General features: G+C 67.1%; 18 protein-coding genes. 13 read left to right on the top strand and 5 right to left on the bottom strand.

Features of this window, described 5'->3' with window-relative positions; genetic code table 11:
* Positions 1–4: 4 nt before the first annotated feature.
* Together mtr and M1247_RS09930 are read right to left on the bottom strand one after the other, a co-directional pair.
* Positions 5–1402, bottom strand: a complete 1398-nt coding sequence (gene mtr, locus M1247_RS09935; protein ID WP_317156104.1) for a mycothione reductase — start codon at positions 1400–1402, stop codon at positions 5–7.
* 8 nt (positions 1403–1410) lie between these two features.
* The gene (locus M1247_RS09930; RefSeq protein WP_317156103.1) at positions 1411–2430 is read right to left on the bottom strand and encodes an alpha/beta hydrolase; all 1020 of its coding nucleotides are present in this window, start codon (positions 2428–2430) and stop codon (positions 1411–1413) included.
* A gap of 139 nt (positions 2431–2569) precedes the next feature.
* Between M1247_RS09930 and mqo the strand changes: the two genes are divergently transcribed.
* The 4 genes from mqo (at position 2570) to M1247_RS09910 (ending at position 7718) form a co-directional block, all read left to right on the top strand.
* Positions 2570–4084 carry a malate dehydrogenase (quinone) gene (gene mqo / locus M1247_RS09925; RefSeq protein ID WP_317156102.1) on the top strand — a complete coding sequence of 505 codons (1515 nt, stop codon included), beginning with the start codon at positions 2570–2572 and terminating at the stop codon, positions 4082–4084.
* A 13-nt stretch (positions 4085–4097) separates the two neighbouring features.
* Positions 4098–4571 (top strand): GNAT family N-acetyltransferase, encoded by a 474-nt coding sequence (locus M1247_RS09920; protein ID WP_317156101.1) that lies wholly within the window; start codon positions 4098–4100, stop codon positions 4569–4571.
* 288 nt (positions 4572–4859) lie between these two features.
* Positions 4860–6071, top strand: a complete 1212-nt coding sequence (cobA, locus tag M1247_RS09915; RefSeq protein WP_317156100.1) for a uroporphyrinogen-III C-methyltransferase — start codon at positions 4860–4862, stop codon at positions 6069–6071.
* A gap of 33 nt (positions 6072–6104) precedes the next feature.
* The gene (locus M1247_RS09910) at positions 6105–7718 is read left to right on the top strand and encodes an MFS transporter (protein WP_317156099.1); all 1614 of its coding nucleotides are present in this window, start codon (positions 6105–6107) and stop codon (positions 7716–7718) included.
* Between the two features lie 21 nt (positions 7719–7739).
* Here the strand turns inward: M1247_RS09910 and M1247_RS09905 are convergent, their stop codons facing one another.
* Positions 7740–8906 (bottom strand): FAD-binding domain, encoded by a 1167-nt coding sequence (locus M1247_RS09905; protein WP_317156098.1) that lies wholly within the window; start codon positions 8904–8906, stop codon positions 7740–7742.
* A gap of 116 nt (positions 8907–9022) precedes the next feature.
* On the opposite strand from M1247_RS09905, the gene M1247_RS09900 reads away from it, so the two are divergent.
* Together M1247_RS09900 and M1247_RS09895 are read left to right on the top strand one after the other, a co-directional pair.
* On the top strand, positions 9023–9703 hold the full coding sequence (locus tag M1247_RS09900) for a 4a-hydroxytetrahydrobiopterin dehydratase family protein (RefSeq protein WP_317156097.1): 681 nt from the start codon (positions 9023–9025) through the stop codon (positions 9701–9703).
* Positions 9704–9730: 27 nt separating this feature from the next.
* The gene (locus M1247_RS09895; RefSeq protein WP_317156096.1) at positions 9731–11476 is read left to right on the top strand and encodes a proline--tRNA ligase; all 1746 of its coding nucleotides are present in this window, start codon (positions 9731–9733) and stop codon (positions 11474–11476) included.
* Between the two features lie 98 nt (positions 11477–11574).
* Here M1247_RS09895 and M1247_RS09890 read toward each other — a convergent pair whose 3' ends face one another.
* Both M1247_RS09890 and M1247_RS09885 read right to left on the bottom strand, forming a co-directional pair.
* Positions 11575–12042 carry a ferritin-like domain-containing protein gene (locus M1247_RS09890; protein WP_317156095.1) on the bottom strand — a complete coding sequence of 156 codons (468 nt, stop codon included), beginning with the start codon at positions 12040–12042 and terminating at the stop codon, positions 11575–11577.
* Positions 12039–12551 carry a hypothetical protein gene (locus M1247_RS09885; RefSeq protein WP_317156192.1) on the bottom strand — a complete coding sequence of 171 codons (513 nt, stop codon included), beginning with the start codon at positions 12549–12551 and terminating at the stop codon, positions 12039–12041. The genes M1247_RS09890 and M1247_RS09885 overlap by 4 nt, the downstream gene beginning before the upstream one ends.
* Before the next feature lie 177 nt (positions 12552–12728).
* Between M1247_RS09885 and rimP the strand changes: the two genes are divergently transcribed.
* From rimP to M1247_RS09850, 7 genes are all read left to right on the top strand, one after another.
* Positions 12729–13277, top strand: coding sequence for a ribosome maturation factor RimP (rimP, locus tag M1247_RS09880; protein WP_317156094.1), 549 nt, complete (start codon positions 12729–12731; stop codon positions 13275–13277).
* The gene (nusA, locus tag M1247_RS09875) at positions 13274–14305 is read left to right on the top strand and encodes a transcription termination factor NusA (RefSeq protein WP_317156093.1); all 1032 of its coding nucleotides are present in this window, start codon (positions 13274–13276) and stop codon (positions 14303–14305) included. The genes rimP and nusA overlap by 4 nt, the downstream gene beginning before the upstream one ends.
* A 75-nt stretch (positions 14306–14380) precedes the next feature.
* Positions 14381–14728, top strand: coding sequence for a YlxR family protein (locus tag M1247_RS09870; RefSeq protein WP_410506851.1), 348 nt, complete (start codon positions 14381–14383; stop codon positions 14726–14728).
* A 78-nt stretch (positions 14729–14806) separates the two neighbouring features.
* Entirely contained in the window at positions 14807–17623 is a 2817-nt protein-coding gene (gene infB / locus M1247_RS09865; RefSeq protein ID WP_317156091.1) for a translation initiation factor IF-2, read from the top strand.
* 3 nt (positions 17624–17626) lie between these two features.
* On the top strand, positions 17627–18124 hold the full coding sequence (gene rbfA, locus M1247_RS09860; RefSeq protein WP_317156090.1) for a 30S ribosome-binding factor RbfA: 498 nt from the start codon (positions 17627–17629) through the stop codon (positions 18122–18124).
* A gap of 10 nt (positions 18125–18134) precedes the next feature.
* Entirely contained in the window at positions 18135–19115 is a 981-nt protein-coding gene (locus tag M1247_RS09855) for a DHH family phosphoesterase (protein WP_317156089.1), read from the top strand.
* Positions 19108–20454 (top strand): MATE family efflux transporter, encoded by a 1347-nt coding sequence (locus M1247_RS09850; protein ID WP_458695205.1) that lies wholly within the window; start codon positions 19108–19110, stop codon positions 20452–20454. Before M1247_RS09855 ends, M1247_RS09850 begins: the two co-directional genes overlap by 8 nt.
* The last annotated feature ends 34 nt before the right edge of the window (positions 20455–20488 follow it).

Here is a 20488-nt window from a genome sequence, read left to right as displayed (position 1 = left end):
GGTCTCAGTCCTCCACCAGGCCCAGCAACGCATTCTCGATCACTTCGGACAACGCCGGGTGGATCCAGTACTGTCCGCGCGCAACCTCTTTGGCGGTCTGTCCCAGACTCATCGCCTGAATCAACGGCTGGATCAGTGAGGACGCCTGATAGCCCATGATGTGCGCACCCAGGATCTTGCCGGTGGCACGGTCGCCGATCAGTTTGGCGATGCCGGTGGTGTCCTCCATCGCCCAGCCGTACGCGGTGTCGCCGTAATCCTGGATCTTCGTGACGATGTCGTAGCCCTCCTCGCGGGCCTGCGCCTCGGTGAGGCCGACGGTCGCGATCTGGGGTTCGGTGAACACCGCCGAGGGCACGAACCGGTGATCGCTGCGCACCAGTGCCGTGGCGTCGTCCCAGTCACGCAGCAGGTTTTCTCTGACCACGCGGGACTCATGGTTGGCCACATGCTTGAGCTGATAGTCCGACGACACGTCACCCAGCGCGAAAACGCCAGGCGCCGTGGTGCGTTGGTACTCGTCGACGATCACGCGACCATCCTCGTCGACCTCGACGCCGGCCAGTTCGGCGTCGAGCAGATCGCCGTTGGGAATCCGTCCGGTGGCCACCAGCAGCATGTCGGCGTCCAAGGTCTTGCCGTCGTCGAGCTCCAGGACAACGGTCTCACCGTATTCACCTGACACGTGGGAACCGATCACGTTCTCATGCGTGCGCAGGTCCCATTTCTCGGTGGCGAGGTCACTGAAGCGGTGGCAGATTGTCTCGTCGCAATGAGTCAGCAGTCCGGATCCGCGCACCACGATGGTGACCCGGACCCCGAGAGCGGAGAACACGTGGGCGAACTCCGCGGCCACGAAGCCGCCCCCGACGATCACGAGATGTTCTGGGAGCTCAGGGATCCGCATGATGTCGTCGCTGGTGTAGTACTTGACCCCGCACTGCACGATGGCCGGGGGAATGAAGGTGCGCGATCCCGCGGCAATCACCACCTGGTCGGAACTGAACTCGTCACCGGCCTCGGTGCGCAAGATGTAGCGGCCGTCGGCAGCGCGCGGGCGGAACCGGGTATGGCTGGCGTACACGGTGATGTCGGGGTTGGAGCGGCGGTAGGACTCCCCGCCTGCGGCGATCGGATCGATCCGGCCGAACACCCGTGAGACGATGTCGGGCCAGCGCACCTTGTCGATGTGGGAGTCGATGCCGTACCGCGCGCTGTCGCGGATGGCGTGGGCCACCTCGGCGGCGTACACGAACATCTTGGTCGGTATGCAGCCGACATTCAGGCAGGTGCCACCGAAGGTGCCCTGCTCGCAGATCGCCACTTTCTTGCCGGCGTAACGGTCGTCGAGGACGCTGTTACCCGAGCCGGTGCCGATGATTGTCAGGTCGTAGTGCTCCACAGCCGTTCCTATCCGGAAGATGTTGCGTTCGATGGTGTTTGCGAGCTCAGGTAGTGGTCGAGCCAGCGGTCCAGTTCGCGGTACGCCGCGGCGCGAGGCTGGGAGAGTGAGAGAAACACGTCGTGCTTGGCGTCGGCGATCGGGACGATGGTGCTGTGGTTACCCACACAGCCGGCCCATCGGGCGATCTGAGCGACGTCGAGCACCGCGTCCCCGCGCTGCAGGTCCTCAGGGTCCGGGGTCTCGGTGACGCTGTGATCAGACCGCAGGATGAGGTTGGGCACACCGACATCCAGCCCTCGATGCAGCCTGGCCTGGCCGCGGCGGATGGCGTTGATCCAGCCGAACGTGATCGGAAACCCGCCCAGCGGCTTCCACTCCAGGTTGTAGTCGAACTCGCCGGCGTAGTCCCGGTGCAGGCTGCTGCCGTAGCCCCCCTCGGTGGGCCTGCGGATGACCTGGTGCTTGCGCAACCTGGCGAGGGCGATGAGCGCGGTCGAGGTGGGTGCGGTGCGCAGGATCGCCGGACCGTGCAGATCGAAGAACGGGCTGTTGAGCACCAGCCCGCCGATGTTGTGGTCGGTCACGGCGCGGCGGCGGCGCAGTCGGTCGGCGAACAGCGTGACGATCAGCCCGCCCGCCGAATGGCCGTACAGACAAACCCGGGCGCCGCCGGTGTCGGCGGCGATGGTCGACAACGCGCGTTCCAACTCGGTGTCGTAGCGGGCGAGGTCGGTGGTGAAATGCGGCGTCTGGCCCTCCCGGCGGGAGCGTCCACACTTGTGCAGGTCCAGCGCGTAGAACGTGAAACCGCGTTCGCCGAACTTGTCGGCGAGCTCGGTGTGGAAGAAATAGTCTGTGTAGCCGTGCAGCCCCAGCACCGCATGCCCGCCGGTTCCGGGTTCGCCGCGGCGCACCAGAGTGGCAACCAGCTGGCCTTCGCCGTCGGGGTCCGGGCCGAGGTCGATGGTCAACTGCCAGAAGCCGGGTAGCACATCCGGCTCCCAGTCGGGCTCCCGTGACGTCACGCTCCCACCCTAGTGGCGGCGGCGGGGTGACCGACAGCACTGCCATGCCCGGTCAATCGGGATTCGTCGCGCGATAACCTGGGCATAACAACAGCCGTCAACGTAGACGGGTCCCGCGATTGAAGGACGAGCGATCAGGGTGTCTGAGGCAAACGTAGCTGCGACCGCAAAGACAGACGTCGTGCTGGTGGGCGCCGGCATCATGAGCGCCACCCTGGGCGCCTTGATCCGGCTGCTGGAGCCCGACTGGACGATCACACTGATCGAACGCCTCGACGGTGCCGCCGCCGAGAGCACCGATCCCTGGAACAACGCAGGCACCGGGCACTCCGCGCTGTGTGAGCTCAACTACACCCCCGAGCGTTCCGATGGCTCCATCGACATCGCCAAAGCGGTCACCGTCAACGAACAGTTTCAGGTATCGCGGCAGTTCTGGGCATACGCCGCGGAGAACGGTGTGCTGCCCGACGTGCGCAGCTTCCTGAACCCCGTCCCGCACGTCAGCTTCGTGCACGGCGCGCGCAACGTCGACTACCTGCGGCGCCGCTATGAGGCGCTTGTCGGCAACCCGTTGTTCGCCTCGATGGAGTTCATCGACGACAACGACGAGTTCGCCCGTCGGCTGCCGTTCATGGCGGCCAAGCGCGACTTCTCCGATCCGGTCGCACTGAACTGGAGCCAGGACGGCACCGATGTCGATTTCGGGTCGCTGTCGCGGCAGCTGATCGGCTATGCCGCCCAGCGGGGGATGACGACGCTGTTCGGCCATGACGTGCGGGATCTGCACAAGGAGTCCGACGGCAGTTGGACGCTCAAGGTGCTCAACCGGCGCACCGGCGGCAAGCGGAAGATCAATGCCAAGTTCGTGTTCGTCGGTGCAGGCGGCGGGGCGCTGCCGCTGCTGCAGAAGTCGGGTATCGCCGAGGCCAAGGGGTTCGGCGGGTTCCCGGTCGGGGGTGCATTCCTGCGCACCGACAGGCCGTCGCTGACCGCCGGACACCAGGCCAAGGTGTACGGGTTGCCGCCGCTGGGCGCGCCGCCGATGTCGGTGCCGCATCTGGACACCCGCGTCATTCAGGGCAAGTCCTGGCTTCTGTTCGGCCCGTTCGCCGGCTGGTCGCCGAAGTTCCTGAAGCAGGGAAAGATCACCGACCTGCCCCTTTCGGTCAAGCCCAACAACCTCGCCTCGATGCTCGGAGTCGGCCTGACCGAGGTGGGCCTGGTCAAGTACCTGGTCGGCCAGTTGCTGCTCAGCGAGGCCGACCGGGTCGATACTCTTCGTGAATTCGCCCCCAGCGCAGTCGATTCCGATTGGGAGCTCGATATCGCCGGACAGCGTGTGCAGGTGATCCGACGCAAGGGCGCCGGTGGTGTGCTCGAGTTCGGCACCACCGTGCTGAACGCCGCCGACGGCAGCATCGCCGGGCTGCTCGGTGCCTCACCGGGCGCGTCGACGGCGGTGCCCGCCATGTTCGACGTGCTCGAACGCTGCTTTGCCGACCGCTACCAGGATTGGCTGCCCAAGCTCAAGGAGATGGTCCCCTCGCTCGGCACGAAGCTCTCCGACGAACCGGGTCTGTTCGAGGAAGTGTGGTCGTGGGGCACCAAGGTGCTCAAGCTGGACGCGCCCGCGGACACTCCCGCGGTCGTCTGACGGTGGTGGGCGGATGACCGTCGCACTGCGCCGCAGCTGGGCCAAAGATCTCGACGCGGCAACCCTTTACGAGTTGCTCAAGCTCCGAGTCGAGGTGTTCGTGGTCGAACAGGCCACCCCGTATCCGGAGTTGGACGGCCGCGATCTGCTGGCCGAGACCCGGCATTTCTGGTTGGAGGTACCCGACGGCGAAGTGCTCTCCACATTGCGGTTGATGGAGGAGCATCCGGGCGGGGAGAAGGCGTTCCGCATCGGCCGGGTCTGCACCAAGCGCGAGGCCAGAGGACTCGGTCACACCACCCGGTTGTTGCAGGCGGCGTTGGCCGACGTCGGTGATTATCCCTGCCGGATCAACGCCCAGACCTATCTGATCGACATGTACGCCCAGCACGGATTCGTCCCCGACGGGGATCAGTTTCTCGACGACGGTATTCCGCACGTGCCGATGGCGCGTCCCGGCTCACGCGCCGAAGCCGAGCAGTCATGAACCGCGCCCCGACGACGTGACCGGCGCACCGGGCCGCCGGAAGATCAAGCGCCACACGGTGGGTCACGTGATTCCGCGGGTCACCTCATCCCCGCGGGTCACCTCATCTCCGCCAGCAGACGCTCCGGTACCCGAAAGCCCGTGGAAAAGGGTGCATTAGTGTCTGCTCGCCGGGAGAAGTGACCACTCCGGCACCGGTGCTGCCACCGATGCCCTGGGGCGGCACGCTCTAAGCTCGGCGGGTGGCGCGGACGCGAGGAGCGATGTGAGTTCGACGCGAGGAGCGATGTGAGTTCAGAGAATGCCTATCTGGTCGGCCTGCTCCTGTCCGGCAGGAAGGTCGTCGTCGTCGGCGGCGGAACCGTTGCGCAGCGCCGATTGCCGTTGTTGATCGCCCACGGCGCCGACGTGCACGTGATCGCCCGCGCCGCGACGCCTGCGGTGGAAGCACTCAGCCGAGACAAACCGGGGATCACCCTGCAGTTGCGAGATTTCCGTGAGGGCGACCTCGAGGGCGCCTGGTATGTCATCGCAGCCACCGACGACTCGGCGGTCAACGCCGCGGTCGCCGATGAGGCCGAACGGCGTCACACCTTCTGTGTCCGCGCCGACGTGGCCAGGGACGGCTCGGCAGTCACCCCGGCGACCTTCGAGTACGACGGCCTCTCGATCGGCGTGACCGCCGGTGGTGAGCACCGCCGCTCCGCGGCCATCCGATCGGCCATCCACGAGGCGCTGCAGCGTGGCATCGTCGCCGCCGATGCGCCCGACGCGGTCACGAGCGGTGTGGCGCTGGTGGGTGGCGGTCCCGGCGATCCGGAACTGATCACCGTGCGGGGCCGTCGGCTGCTGGCCCATGCAGACGTCGTGGTCGCCGACCGGCTCGCACCGCAGGATCTGCTTGCCGAGCTCGGTCCGCACGTCGAGGTGATCGACGCGGCGAAGATCCCCTACGGGCGGGCGATGGCGCAGGACGCGATCAACCAGGTCATCGTGGAGCGGGCCAGGGCAGGCAAGTTCGTGGTGCGGCTCAAGGGCGGCGACCCGTTCGTGTTTGCCCGCGGTTACGAAGAATTGCTCGCGTGCACAGAAGCGGGCATCCCGGTCACGGTCGTACCGGGTGTGACAAGCGCCATAGCGGTTCCTGCGCTGGCCGGTGTTCCGGTCACCCACCGGGGCATGACGCATGAGTTTGTGGTGGTCAGCGGCCATGTTGCACCCGGGCATCCGGAATCGTTAGTGAATTGGAATGCACTGGCGGCGATGAACGGCACCATCGTGCTGCTGATGGCGGTCGAACGCATCGAATTGTTCGCCAAGGTGTTGCTCGAAGGCGGCCGACCTGCGGATACACCGGTGCTGGTGGTGCAGCACGGCACCACCGTCGCGCAGCGGACGCTGCGGGCCACCCTGGGCGACGCGCCGGAACGGATCCGTGAAGACGGCATTCGCCCTCCCGCGATCATCGTGATCGGTGCGGTGGCGGGCTTCGGCGGTTAAAGGATTCTTAAGATTCCGGTAAGGTAGCCCGATATGACTGCTCTCAATAAGGCAGAGGGCGCGGCCATCGATCGAGACGCTGGTGGCGGGGCAAACCGGGCGATTCCCGTGTATACGCCGGCGAGCGTTGACGGCAAAGATTCCGGTCGACGCCAAGGTTTGGCAGGCCGGCTGCCGTCCTGGTTCCCGTCGTGGGGTTTCCTGTCCGCGGTGATCGCCATCGGCGGCATGCAGCTGCTGGCGACCATGGACAGCACCGTGGCGATCGTGGCACTGCCACAGATCCAGGACGAGTTGGGCCTGTCCGATGCGGGCCGCAGCTGGGTCATCACCGCGTACGTGCTCACCTTCGGCGGGCTGATGCTGCTGGGCGGACGGCTCGGCGACACCATCGGCCGCAAGCGTGCCTTCATCGTCGGTGTTGCGCTGTTCATCATCGCCTCGATCCTGTGTGGCATCGCCTGGAACGAGGCCACCCTGGTCACCGCGCGGCTGCTGCAGGGCGTCGGCGCGGCGATCGCGTCGCCGACCGGTTTGGCGCTGGTCGCCACTACCTTCCCCAAGGGGCCGGCACGAAACGCCGCCACCGCGGTGTTCGGCGCCATGACCGCGATCGGCTCGGTGATGGGCCTGGTGGTCGGCGGCGCTCTGACCGAGGTGTCGTGGCGGTGGGCGTTCTTGGTCAACGTGCCGATCGGCCTGGTGATGCTCTACCTGGCCCGCACCGCCCTGCAGGAGACCCACCGGGAGCGGATGAAGCTCGACGCCGCCGGGGCGCTGCTGGCGACCCTGACGTGTACCGCGGCCGTGTTCGCGTTCACCCAGGGACCCGAAAGCGGTTGGCTGTCGCCGGTCACGCTGGGCGCCGGTGCCACCGCGGCGGTCTTCGGGCTGGCATTCCTCATCGCCGAACGTAATGCCGAAAACCCGGTCGTGCCGTTCGATCTGTTCCACGAACGCAACCGCGTGGCCACCTTCGTGGCGATCTTCCTGGCCGGCGGTGTGCTGTTCACCCTGACCGTGCTCATCGGCCTGTACGTGCAGGACATTCTCGGCTACAGCGCACTTCGGGCCGGTATCGGCTTCATCCCGTTCGTGATCGGTATGGGTATCGGGCTCGGGGTGTCCTCACAGGTGGTGCGGTTCTTCCAGCCGCGGCTGGTGGTCATCGCCGGCGGAATCCTCGTGCTGGGCTCGATGATCTACGGATCGACGTTGCACGAAGGCATCCCGTACTTCCCGAACCTGGTGGTGCCGATCACCGTCGGTGGCATCGGTATCGGCATGATCGTGGTGCCGTTGACGCTGTCGGCCATCGCCGGTGTCGACCTCGACCGGATCGGCCCGGCGTCGGCGATCGCGTTGATGTTGCAGAACCTGGGCGGGCCGCTGGTGCTGGCCGTCGTCCAGGCGGTCATCACTTCGCGCACGCTGTATCTGGGTGGTGTCACCGGACCGGTCAAGGAGATGAACGACACTCAACTCGCCGCGCTGGACGCCGGCTACACCTACGGGCTGTTGTGGGTGGCTGCGGTGGCGGTCCTGGTCGGCGCTGCGGCGTTGTTCATCGGCTACACGTCCCATCAGGTCGCACACGCGCAGGACGTCAAGGACGCCATGGACGCGGGCGAGATCGAAGTCGATTAGCCTGACCGTCCCGGCCTGATGTCACATGCCGTAATCGGGTAGGTCGATGTCGTCACGGAAACTACGCGAGGCCAGCCGCTCGGCCAGGCCCGGAATGCTCATGGCCCGCAGGCCCAGGTTGCGCAGACTCAGTCCGAGACGCGTGGTGCCCGCGAAAAAGGGCAGGTACCGGTACGCGGCGCGCTGCTTGTCGGCAATGAACATGCGGAGCCGCTCGTCGTAGGCGGCGAATGCGATCCGGTGATCGCCCGTTGCCCGTGCCAGCTCGCCGGCCAGCACGTAGGCCTCCAGCATCGCCAGCCCGGTGCCTTCGCCCGCGAGGAAGGACACCGCGGCCGCGGCATCCCCGAGCAGGGCGACGCGCCCCCGTGACCAGCGGTCCAGCCGGATCTGGCTGACCGCGTCGAAATACAGATCAGTGGCCGAATCGAGCCGGGCCAGAATCGGCCGGCATTCCCATCCCACGCCGTCGAACCGGGCCCGCAGCAGAGCACGCGCATCGTCGACCGAATGCGGATCCGGGTGCCGAAAGACGAACAGAAACAGGGTGCGGTCATCCCGCAACGCGAACCGCCCGACCTGCGCGCCGGGAACGTTGTAGAGCACATAGGTCAGTTCGTCGCGGGGCCGATACCCGTCGGTCGTGAAGGCCCCGACACAGCACCCGAGGTAATGCTCGGTGCCCTCGGATCCGAACGTGAGTTCACGCACCGCTGAGTGCAGGCCGTCGGCTCCGAGAATCAGGTCGAATTCGCGGGCCGGATGACGTTCGAAGGAGACCGTGACTCCGTCGCTGCGATTGTCGATGTCGGTGACGGTGTCGTCGAAGATCACCTCGACGTCATCGGCAATCGACGAGTAGATGATGGCTGCCAGGTCGGATCGCGCGATCGTGACGTACCGGCCATCGACCGCGCGCACGAACGCGTCCACGTCGACGTTCGCGAAACTGTGTCCGTTCGACCGGACACCCCGCAGCTTCCTGACCCGGTAGCCGGCGTCGAGCACATCGTGCTCGATACCCATGAGCTGGGCGATCCGGTACCCGACGCCCCAGAAGTCGATCACGTAGCCGCCGGTGCGCAGCGCCGGGGCACGTTCGATCAGGGTCGGGATGTGACCGCTGCGCTGCAACCAATACGCAGCGGTGGGGCCGGCGATGCCGGCGCCGCTGATGGCGATTCGCACGATGGTTACCCCACGACAATATTTGCAGAATGCATCACTGGTCATCTTGCTGGCATGCCGGCCGGATGTACAGATGTAGGGCCTCCGGAATCGCGCGGGTCGCTACGCTGATCACCGTGCAGGAGGCACCGCTCACCCGTAGACAGATCTCCGAGGCGGTCGGACCGCAGGGCTGGCAGCTGGTGTTGGGCGCTGTCTATACCGAGGTGTTGGTGCCGACCATGGCTGACGCCGTGGCGGCGGCGTCTCATGCGGTCGCGGCAGCGGGTGCCGATGCCCCGGGACATCTGCGCATCGATGTCCGCGCGGACCGCGCGGTCCTGCGGCTGCAATCGGGGGACTCCGGCACAGTGACCGGACGCGATCTGGAGTTGGCGCGCAAGGTATCTCAGGAACTGGCCGCCCGGGGTTTCGAGCCGGCGGTCCGCGGCGGTGGGGCACTCCGCGCGTTTGAGATCGCGATCGACGCGCTTGATATCGCCGCCGTGCGGCCGTTCTGGAAGGCGATCACCGGATACGTCGACGAGCCGGACTCGTCCGACCTCAACGAGGGCCTCGTCGACCCGTTCGGGCGCGGTCCGGCGATCTGGTTTCAGCAGATGGACCAGGCGCGCGGGGGGCGCAACCGCATCCACCTCGACATCGACGTGCCACACGACGCCGCGCCGGCCCGGATCGAGGCGGCGTTGGCCGCCGGCGGCACGCTGTTGAACGATCGCGCTGCGCCCGCGTTCTGGGTGCTGGCCGACGCCGAAGGCAACGAAGCGTGCATCTGTACCTGGCAGGGACGGGACTAGCTGTCGGCAGTCGCTAAGGTGTGCGCTGTGATCACCCGAATGTCAGAGCTGTTCCTACGTACCTTGCGCGATGACCCCGCCGACGCCGAGGTGCCCAGCCACAAGTTGCTGATCCGGGCCGGCTACGTCCGTCCGGTAGGCCCGGGGATCTACAGCTGGCTGCCACTGGGGCTGCGGGTGCTGCGCAAGATCGAGAACATCGTCCGCACCGAGATGAACGCGATTGGCGGCCAGGAGATTCTGTTGCCTGCGCTGCTGCCCCGCGCACCGTATGAGACCACCAATCGTTGGACCGAGTACGGCGACACGTTGTTCCGGTTGAAGGACCGGCGTGACAACGACTATCTGCTCGGGCCCACCCACGAGGAGATCTTCACCCTCACGGTGAAGGGCGAGTATTCGTCCTACAAGGATTTTCCGCTGCGCCTCTATCAGATTCAGACCAAGTACCGCGACGAGGCGCGGCCGCGGGCGGGCATCCTGCGTGGCCGTGAGTTCGTGATGAAGGACTCCTACTCCTTCGACGTCGACGACGACGGTCTCAAGAACGCCTACCACGCCCATCGTGAGGCCTACCAACGGATCTTCGCCGCACTGGGCGTGCGCTACGTCACGGTATCGGCGGTTTCCGGGGCGATGGGTGGCAGTGCGTCAGAGGAGTTTCTGGCCGAGAGTGAGGTCGGTGAGGACACCTTCGTGCGCTGTCTGCAGTCGGGCTACGCGGCCAACGTCGAGGCGGTGATCACCGCGGTACCAGATCCGTTGCCGATCGAAGGCCAGCCCGAGGCTCAGGTACACGCCACGCCGGATACCCCGACGATCGCGACACTGGTCGATTGGGCCAACTCGGCAGGCCTGGGCCGAAACTTCACCGCGGCCGACACTCTCAAGAACGTGCTCCTCAAAACCCGTGAACCCGGCGGTGACTGGCAGCTGCTGGCCGTCGGTGTGCCCGGTGACCGGGAAGTCGACGAGAAGCGCCTCGGTGCGGCGCTCGAACCGGCCGAGTACGCACTGCTCGACGACGCCGACTTCGCCGCCAATCCATACCTGGTGAAGGGTTATGTCGGTCCGAAAGCATTGCTGGCCAACGGTGTTCGATATCTCGTCGATCCGCGAGTGGTCGACGGGACATCCTGGGTCACCGGGGCGGACATGCCAGGCAAACACGTCTTCGGGCTTGTCGCGGGCCGCGACTTCACCCCCGACGGCACCATCGAGGCGGCCGAGGTCCGCGACGGCGATCCGTCGCCGGACGGCGCCGGACCGCTGGTGAGCGCGCGGGGCATCGAGATCGGTCACATCTTCCAGCTCGGCCGCAAATACACCGAGGCGTTCGGCGCCGACGTGCTGGGGGAGAACGGCAAACCGGTGCGACTCACCATGGGCTCCTACGGCGTCGGGGTGTCCCGGTTGGTCGCGGTGATCGCCGAGCAGCAGCACGATGAGATCGGTCTGCGGTGGCCGTCGTCGGTGGCACCGTTCGACGTGCACGTCGTGGTCGCCAACAAGGACTCGGCGGCCCGCGCCGGTGCCGGTGAACTGGTCGCCGATCTGGACCGGCTCGGTCACGAGGTGTTGTTCGACGACCGGCTGGCGTCACCGGGGGTGAAGTTCAAGGATGCCGAACTGCTCGGCATGCCGTGGATCGTGGTGGTCGGCCGCGGCTGGTCCGACGGCGTGGTGGAGTTGCGCAACCGGTTCACCGGCGAAACCCGCGAGATCGGCGTGGATACCGCTGCTGCCGAGATCTCCGCGGCGCTCACCAGCTAGGGCCGCACTCACCAGCCTGCGCGAACAGACAGTTAGGTACCCGAAACCGCAGGTTGCAGGGGGCCTAACTGTCTGCTCGCCATAAATCGGGGGCGTCCCTACTCGGCGCCACCGGGGAACGCGACGGTGACGGGCCAGACGTCGAGGATCTTGCTCCACTTGGCTGCGGTGACTGCCGCCTCCGTCAGCGCGGTCACCGCGAATGCACGGTCCTCGCTGGTGGTGGCCTGTTCGAGCACCGCCCGCCAGGCCACGGCGGCGTCCTGTTCCATGCGCACCGCCAGGTTCGCGGCATCGGTCGGCTCGCTCACCTGCGCGGGCAACTGATAGCCCGCCGCCGGTAGCGGCGGCGTCACCGATCGGGCGTTGAGCATCCTGATACCGGCCTCGCGCCGGGCACGGTGGTCGGCCATCGCGGTCGCCACCAGGGCGTTTTCCTCGACGGTCGAATGCGCGGACACCAGCCCGTAGCCGTAGATGATCCCGTGTTCGGTGGCGACTGCATCGAACAGTGCCCCATCGGCCGGATCGGAGGGCCCCGACGGCGTGGGTTCGGTCGAGGTCATCGTGCACCGCCCAGTGCCACGGAGTAGGCCGCGGTGCAGGAGGCGGCGATGGAGCCGAGCAGCCCGGCACGGTAGCCGGAAAGCTTGGCGGCGAGATCGGTCGTGCTCTGTGCGGATTCCTTCAGGGCGTCCACCACATCGCGGACCGCCGGCGGGGGCTTCGGCGCGTCGGAGGTTTCGGTGGTCGAGGGCTCCTCGAAGCTCTCGGCCGAATCCCCGGTCATCCGCACCAACTCATCCGACAGCGCCTGGGCATGGTCTCGACGTTCGGTCGCGACGGCGGTCAGGGCCCGCGTCTGCGGCGATTGCGGCGGTAGGGCAGCCGCCGCATCCGTGGCCAGCTTGCTGTCGGCGCGCGCCCGGTCGAGTTGTGCAGTCAGGTCGGCGAGTTCGGGCGGCGGTGGTTTCGATCCGCACGCAGCAGCGGCTCCCACCAGGGCAAGAGCCGCGGCCGAGAACAATGCACGCCGCCGGCTGATCATGATCTGGGCGCTCGGCACGTGCAACATCCTGCCATTGCCGGTCGGTCGTTCCGGCGCGGGCCGGACCGACGGCATTCGCTGAACCAAACTCCGATCGACACTTGCCACTGCTGGCCTGGCGTATCGTTGAAGGTCGATTCCAGGGGGTCTCCAGGGGCTTCCTCGGGGAATCATGTCCGAACAATTCAAGATGAGGAGCTCGCCGTGGCACCGGATCCTAAGTTGCGGTCTGCGGATTTACCGTCGCAGACGCAGGTGATCGAGCTACTTGATGGTGAGTTCGCGCGCGCCGGCTATGACATCGACGACGTCGTCATCGACGCTACCGCCCGTCCGCCCCGCATCACAGTCGTGGCCGACGGCGATGAAGGCCTCGACCTCGACACCATCGCGCAGCTGTCTCGGACCGCGTCCGAACTGCTGGACCAGATCGGTCCCGGCGACGACACGCCGTACGTGCTCGAGGTCACCTCGCCGGGTGTGGATCGGCCGCTGACCACCGAGAAGCATTTTCGTCGCGCCCGCCGGCGCAAGGTCGAGTTGACGCTGTCCGACGACTCGCAGGTGACCGGTCGGCTGGGGGAGGCCGACGGCACGACGGTGCAGGTGGTGGTCCGGGCAGGCCGAGACTTCACGATACGCGATATCGCACTCAGTGAGATCGTCAAAGCTGTTGTCCAAGTGGAGTTCTCACCTCCAAACCCGCGCGAGCTGGAATTGGCTGGACAAACTGGTAAGGGGGACCGGGCATGAATATCGACATGGCGGCACTGCATGCCATCGAGGCGGACAAAGGCATCACGGTTGATGTGGTCGTCGAGACCATCCAGTCGGCGCTGCTGACCGCCTACCGGCATACCGAGGGCCATGAGCCCGATGCCCGCATCGACATCGACCGCAAGACCGGCGTGGTCAAGGTCATGGCCCGGCAGATCGACGCCGACGGCAACGTGCTCCACGAATGGGACGACACGCCAGAAGGATTCGGCAGGATCGCGGCGACCACCGCACGCCAGGTGATCCTGCAGCGACTGCGCGATGCGGAGAACGAGAAGAACTACGGCGAGTTCTCGGCGCGCGAGGGCGACATCGTGGCGGGAGTGATCCAGCGCGACGCCCGTGCCAATGCCCGCGGCCTCGTGGTGGTGCGTATGGGTAGTGAGACCAAGGGCTCCGAAGGGGTGGTCCCCAGCGCCGAACAGGTGCCGGGGGAGCGCTACGAACACGGTGACCGGCTGCGCTGTTACGTCGTCGGCGTCACCCGTGGCGCCCGCGAGCCGCTGATCACGTTGTCGCGCACCCACCCCAACCTGGTGCGCAAGTTGTTCTCCCTCGAGGTGCCCGAGATCGCCGACGGGTCGGTGGAGATCGTGGCGGTCGCCAGGGAGGCCGGGCACCGGTCCAAGATCGCGGTCACCTCCCGGGTTCCCGGTCTCAACGCCAAAGGCGCGTGCATCGGTCCGATGGGACAACGCGTGCGCAACGTGATGAGTGAGCTGTCCGGCGAGAAGATCGACATCATCGACTACGACGAGGACCCGTCGCGGTTCGTCGCCAACGCGCTGAGCCCCGCCAAGGTGGTGTCGGTATCGGTGATCGACGAGGCCGGGCGCGCCGCGCGGGTGGTGGTGCCGGACTTCCAGTTGTCGCTCGCGATCGGCAAGGAGGGACAAAACGCCAGGTTGGCGGCGCGGCTGACGGGCTGGCGGATCGATATTCGCAGCGACGCGGCGCCCCAATCCGAATCGGATTCGGCCCACGGAGCGGTGCGTGAGCACTAGCACCGACCGGCGTTTCAACTCCAGGGGGGCGGGGCGGTAGACTCAGCCGTGATCCAGCGCAAGTCTCCGGATTCGATGCGTCAACGCAACCCCGACACCTCTGTCGGACCAGTGCGGACATGTATCGGGTGTCGGAAGCGGGAGCTGGCCGCCGAATTGCTTCGCGTAGTCGCCGTGGTCGACGGGAACGGACAGTGCTCCGTAACCGTTGATACAGCGGCAAGCCTGCCCGGGCGGGGTGCTTGGTTGCATCTCGATCGGCAGTGCGTACAGGTTGCAGTCCGGCGGCGGGCATTCGTACGAGCGTTGCGACTCACCGGTTCACCGGATACATCCGCGGTGGTCGGCTACGTCGAGAAGTTTTCGGCGGAGGCGATGCGCCCGGCAAGAGAACAGGTAGCGAAGAACATGAGCACACCGTGAAGTCCCGATGACCATGCGTCATAGCTAACCCGAGGCGCGGCGCCTACCACCGCTGTCGCCTCTAGATGAGGAGATGTAGTGGCAGGTAAGGCCCGTGTACACGAGTTGGCTAAGGAACTCGGTGTCACAAGTAAGGAACTTCTCGCAACGCTCAAAGAGCAGGGCGAGTTCGTAAAGTCGGCGTCCTCCACCGTGGAGGCCCCAGTCGCACGGCGACTGCGTGAAACGTTCGGCACAAAATCTGATTCGAAACCGGCCGCGAAGTCGGCGGCCCCGTCCGGCGCCAAGCCCGGCGTGAAGGCCGATGCGGCACCCAGTGTCGACGCCCCCGCTGCCCCGAAGCCGTCTCCGGCGGCCGCCGCAGGCGCGTCGGCGCCTTCGCCCGCGGCAGCAGCCAAGCCGGCACCGGCGAAGCCCGCCGCGGCAGAAGCGGCACCGGCACCGGCAGCTCCGGCGAAACCTGCGGCGCCCAAGCCGGCCGCGCCCGAAGCGCCGGCCGCACCCAGTGCCCCGGCGGCTGCGGCGGAGGCTTCACCTGCTGCAGGTCCGACCGAGGCCGCGCGTCCCGCGCCGGGCGCCACCCCAGGTCCGAGGCCAGGCCCCAAGCCCGCGCCGCGTGCACCGCGGGTCGGCAACAACCCGTTCTCCACACAGCAGCCCGTCGAGCGGCCCATTCCCCGGCCGCAGGCGCGTCCCGGTGCTCCCCGCCCAGGCGGCGGCCCGCGGCCGACACCTGGCAACATGCCGCCGCGTCCCGCGACCGGAGCCGGTGCACCCGGCCGTGGCGGGCCCCGTCCCGGCCCGCGTCCCGGTGGCGGACCCCGTCCCGGCGGCCAGGGTGGTCGTCCCGGCGGCGGTGGCGGTGGCGGTAACTACCGTCCCGGTGGCGGCGGTGGCGCCGGCGGTGCCGGTGGCGCAGCTGCCGGAGGATTCCGGGGCCGTCCCGGTGGCGGCGGTCGCCCCGGGCAGCGTGGCGGCGCCGCGGGTGCCTTCGGTCGTCCCGGCGGCGCGCCCAAGCGCGGTCGTAAGTCGAAGCGCGCCAAACGCGCCGAGTACGAGAACATGCAGGCCCCGGTCGTCGGTGGCGTGCGGTTGCCGCACGGCAACGGCGAGACCATCCGGTTGGCCCGCGGCGCATCGTTGAGCGATTTCGCCGACAAGATCAACGCCAACCCGGCGTCGCTGGTGCAGGCGCTGTTCAATCTCGGTGAGATGGTCACCGCCACGCAGTCAGTGGGTGACGAGACCCTCGAGCTGCTCGGCAACGAGATGAACTACGTCGTGCAGGTCGTGTCCCCGGAGGACGAGGACCGCGAGCTGCTGGAGTCCTTCGACCTCACCTACGGCGAGGACGAAGGTGGCGAGGAAGACCTGCAGATCCGTCCGCCGGTGGTCACCGTCATGGGTCACGTCGACCACGGCAAGACCCGCCTGCTGGACACCATCCGCAAGGCCAACGTCCGCGAGGGCGAGGCCGGTGGCATCACCCAGCACATCGGCGCCTACCAGGTGGAGGTCGACCTCGACGGCAACGTCCGGCCGATCACCTTCATCGACACCCCGGGCCACGAGGCGTTCACCGCCATGCGTGCCCGTGGTGCCAAGGCCACCGACATCGCGATCCTGGTGGTCGCCGCCGACGACGGTGTGATGCCGCAGACGGTGGAGGCCATCAACCACGCGCAGGCCGCTGACGTGCCGATCGTGGTTGCGGTCAACAAGATCGACAAGGAAGGCGCCGACCCGGCCAAGATCCGGGCCCAGCTGACCGAATACAACCTGGTGGCCGAGGATTACGGCGGCGACACCATGTTTGTCGACATCTCGGCGCGTGAGGGCACCAACATCGAGGCGCTGCTCGAGGCGGTCCTGCTGACCGCCGATGCGGCCCTGGACCTTCGGGCCAATCCCGACATGGAAGCCCAGGGCGTGGCGATCGAGGCACACCTCGACCGTGGCCGCGGTCCGGTCGCCACCGTGCTGGTTCAGCGCGGCACCTTGCGGGTCGGTGACTCGATCGTCGCGGGCGACGCCTACGGTCGCGTCCGACGCATGGTCGACGAACACGGCGAGGACGTCGTGGAGGCACTGCCGTCACGACCTGTGCAGGTCATCGGCTTCACCTCGGTGCCGGGCGCAGGTGACAACCTGCTCGTGGTCGACGAAGACCGCATCGCCCGCCAGATCGCTGACCGGCGTAACGCACGCAAGCGCAACGCGCTGGCCGCACGCAGCCGCAAGCGGATCAGTCTGGAAGACCTGGATTCGGCGCTGAAGGAAACTTCTCAGCTGAACCTGATCCTCAAGGGCGACAACTCCGGCACCGTCGAGGCGCTGGAAGAAGCCTTGATGGGCATCCAGATCGACGACGAGGTCGAGCTTCGTGTCATCGACCGTGGCGTCGGTGGCGTCACCGAGACCAACGTCAACCTGGCGTCGGCTTCGGATGCGATCATCATCGGCTTCAACGTCCGAGCCGAGGGCAAGGCCACCGAGCTGGCCAACCGCGAAGGTGTGGAGATCCGGTACTACTCGGTGATCTACCAGGCCATCGACGATATCGAGAGCGCGCTCAAGGGCATGCTCAAGCCGGTTTACGAGGAGAAGGAACTCGGGCGCGCCGAGATCCGCGCCATCTTCCGGTCGTCGAAGGTCGGCAACATCGCGGGCTGCCTGGTGCAGTCCGGGATCATGCGGCGCAACGCCAAGGCCCGGTTGCTGCGTGACAACGTCGTCGTCGCGCAGAACCTCACCGTGTCCTCGCTCAAGCGTGAGAAGGACGATGCCACCGAGGTGCGCGAAGGCTACGAATGTGGTCTGACGCTGACCTATTCCGACATCAAGGAAGGTGACGTCATCGAGACGTACGAGCTCGTCGAGAAAGTACGTACGTAGCAGATGGCTGATCCCGCACGGGCCAAGCGGCTCGCCAAGAGGATCTCGACGATCGTGGCCTCGGCGATCGAGTACGAGATCAAAGATCCGCGGCTGGCCGGTGTCACGATCACCGACGCCAAGGTGTCCGGTGACCTGCACGACGCCACGCTCTACTACACGGTGTTGGGCCCGACGCTCGACGACGAACCGGACTATGCCGGTGCGGCGGCGGCGTTGGAGAAGGCCAAAGGAGTACTGCGGACCAAGGTGGGCGCCGGGACCGGGGTGCGATTCACCCCGACCCTGGCGTTCGTCCGCGACACCGTGCCCGACGCCGCGCACCGCATGGAGGAGCTGCTGGCCAGGGCGCGGGCCGCGGATGAGGATTTGGCGAGAGTTCGGGAGGGTGCCAAGCACGCCGGCGACGCCGACCCGTACCGTGTGAGCGGGGCGGAGGATACGGACGAACTCGCCGACGGGGCAGACACAAAGGACGCGGGTGACGACGACCGATCCTAGGATCGAACCGATGACTGACATCGCCCCCACCGGCGAACGGGTCGACGCGGCCCGGGCCGCCGAGCTGTTGGCGGCGGCCGCGACGGTCAGCGTGGTGTGCCATGTCTATCCCGATGCCGACACCATCGGCGCGGGCCTTGCCCTGGCCCAGGTCCTGGAGCGCGGCGGTAAGCGGGTCGAGGTGTCGTTCGCGGCCCCCGAGAAACTGCCGGAGTCGCTGGGCACACTGCCGGGCGGTCATCTGCTGGTCAGCCCTGCGGCGATGCATCCCAACGCCGAATTGGTTGTCACAGTGGATATTCCGAGTATCAACCGGCTCGGAACATTACGTGGGTTGGCCGAGCACGGCGCTGAGGTGCTGGTCATCGACCATCACGCCTCCAATCAGCTGTTCGGAACCGCCAACTATGTCGATCCCTCGGCCGACTCCACCACTGTGCTGGTCGCCGAGTTACTCGATGCCTGGGGCGAGCCGATCGACGGACCGGTGGCGCACTGCCTGTACGCGGGTCTGACCACCGACACCGGATCGTTCCGCTGGGCCAGCGCCCGGGCCCACCGGTTGGCTGCGCGACTGGTCGAACTGGGCGTGGACAATGCGTCGATCAGCCGTACCCTGCTCGACACCCATCCGTTCGCCTGGCTGCCCATGCTGTCGCGGGTGCTGTCCTCGGCACGGCTCCTGCCGGACGCTGTCGCCGGCCGAGGGCTGGTGTACGCCGTCGTTCCCCACTCCGAATGGGCCAGTGCCCGCCCGGAGGAGGTCGAGAGCATCGTCGACATCGTGCGCACCACCCAGCAGGCTGAAGTGGCCGCGGTGTTCAAGGAGATCGAGCCGCAGCACTGGTCGGTGTCCATGCGGGCGAAGTCGGTCAACCTGGCCCTGGTGGCCAGCTCCTTCGGCGGTGGCGGCCACCCGCATGCCGCTGGATATTCGGCGACCGGCGGGGTAGACGAGGTAGTACGGGCGCTGCAGGCCGCTCTTGGTTGAGCCGGAAGGCGATGTGCCCGTCGCCCCTGCGACGAGCCGCCGCATCGCGGGCCTGGCCCTGCCTGCACTCGGTGTGTTGGCCGCCGAACCGATCTACCTGTTGTTCGACATCGCGGTCGTCGGCCGCCTCGGTGCGGTCAGTCTGGCCGGCCTGGCGATCGGTGGCCTCATCTTGAGCCTGGTCAGTTCGCAGCTGACGTTCCTGTCCTACGGCACCACGGCCCGGTCGGCGCGTTTCTATGGCGTCGGCAATCGGCCCGCCGCGGTCGGTGAAGGAGTGCAGGCCACCTGGCTGGCGCTCGGCCTCGGCGTGGTGATCCTGGCGGTCGTGCAGGCCGGGGCCGTGCCGCTGGTATCGGTGATCTCGGGCGCCAAATCCGGCGGCAGCGACATTGCGGACGCGGCATTGCCATGGCTGCGCATCGCCATCCTGGCCGCCCCGGCGATCCTGGTGTCGTTGGCGGGTAACGGCTGGATGCGCGGAGTGCAGGACACCGCACGTCCGCTGCGCTATGTGGTCTTCGGATTCGCGGTGTCGGCGGTGTTGTGCCCGCTGCTGGTCTACGGCTGGCTGGGTATGCCGCGGCTGGGGTTGCCCGGATCGGCGGTCGCCAACGTGGTGGGGCAGTGGCTGGCCGCCTCCCTGTTCTTGTGGGCGCTGCTCGCGGAGAAGGTACCGCTGCGGATCCACCCCGGCGTGTTGCGTGCTCAGGTGGTGATGGGGCGCGACCTGTTGTTGCGCACCTTGGCTTTCCAGGCGTGTTTCGTCTCCGCGGGCGCGGTGGCGGCCCGGTTCGGCGCGGCTGCGGTGGCGGCCCACCAGGTGGTGCTTCAGTTGTGGAGTTTTCTTGCGCTGGTGTTGGATTCACTGGCGATCGCCGCCCAGTCCCTGGTCGGCGCGGCACTGGGTGCGGGACAGTTGGCCCACGCCAAGTCCGTCGCCTGGCGGGTCACCATCTTCTCCACTCTCGCCGGTACGGCGCTGGCCGCGTTGTTCGCCGCCGGTGCCTCGGTGGTGCCCGGTCTGTTCACCGGCGATCGCTCGGTACTCGATGCCATCGGGGTGCCGTGGTGGTTCCTGGTCGGCCAACTGCCCGTTGCCGGAATCGTTTTCGCACTCGACGGCGTCCTGCTGGGAGCCGGTGATGCGAAGTTCATGCGTAACGCCACCCTGGTCAGTGCTCTGGTCGGCTTTCTGCCTCTGATCTGGTTGTCATTGGCGTTCGGTTGGGGCCTGCTCGGGATCTGGTCCGGGCTCAGCACGTTCATGGTGCTGAGGCTGGTTTTCGTCGGGTGGCGTGCCTGGTCCGGCCGTTGGCTGGTGCCGGGGACCGGCTGAGGTTTCACCGAGAAGCGTCGGATGCGGCGTCCCG

This window comes from Mycobacterium appelbergii (assembly GCF_032883035.1).
Lineage (GTDB): Bacteria > Actinomycetota > Actinomycetes > Mycobacteriales > Mycobacteriaceae > Mycobacterium > Mycobacterium appelbergii.
This window is presented reverse-complemented; position numbering and strand designations above follow the sequence as displayed.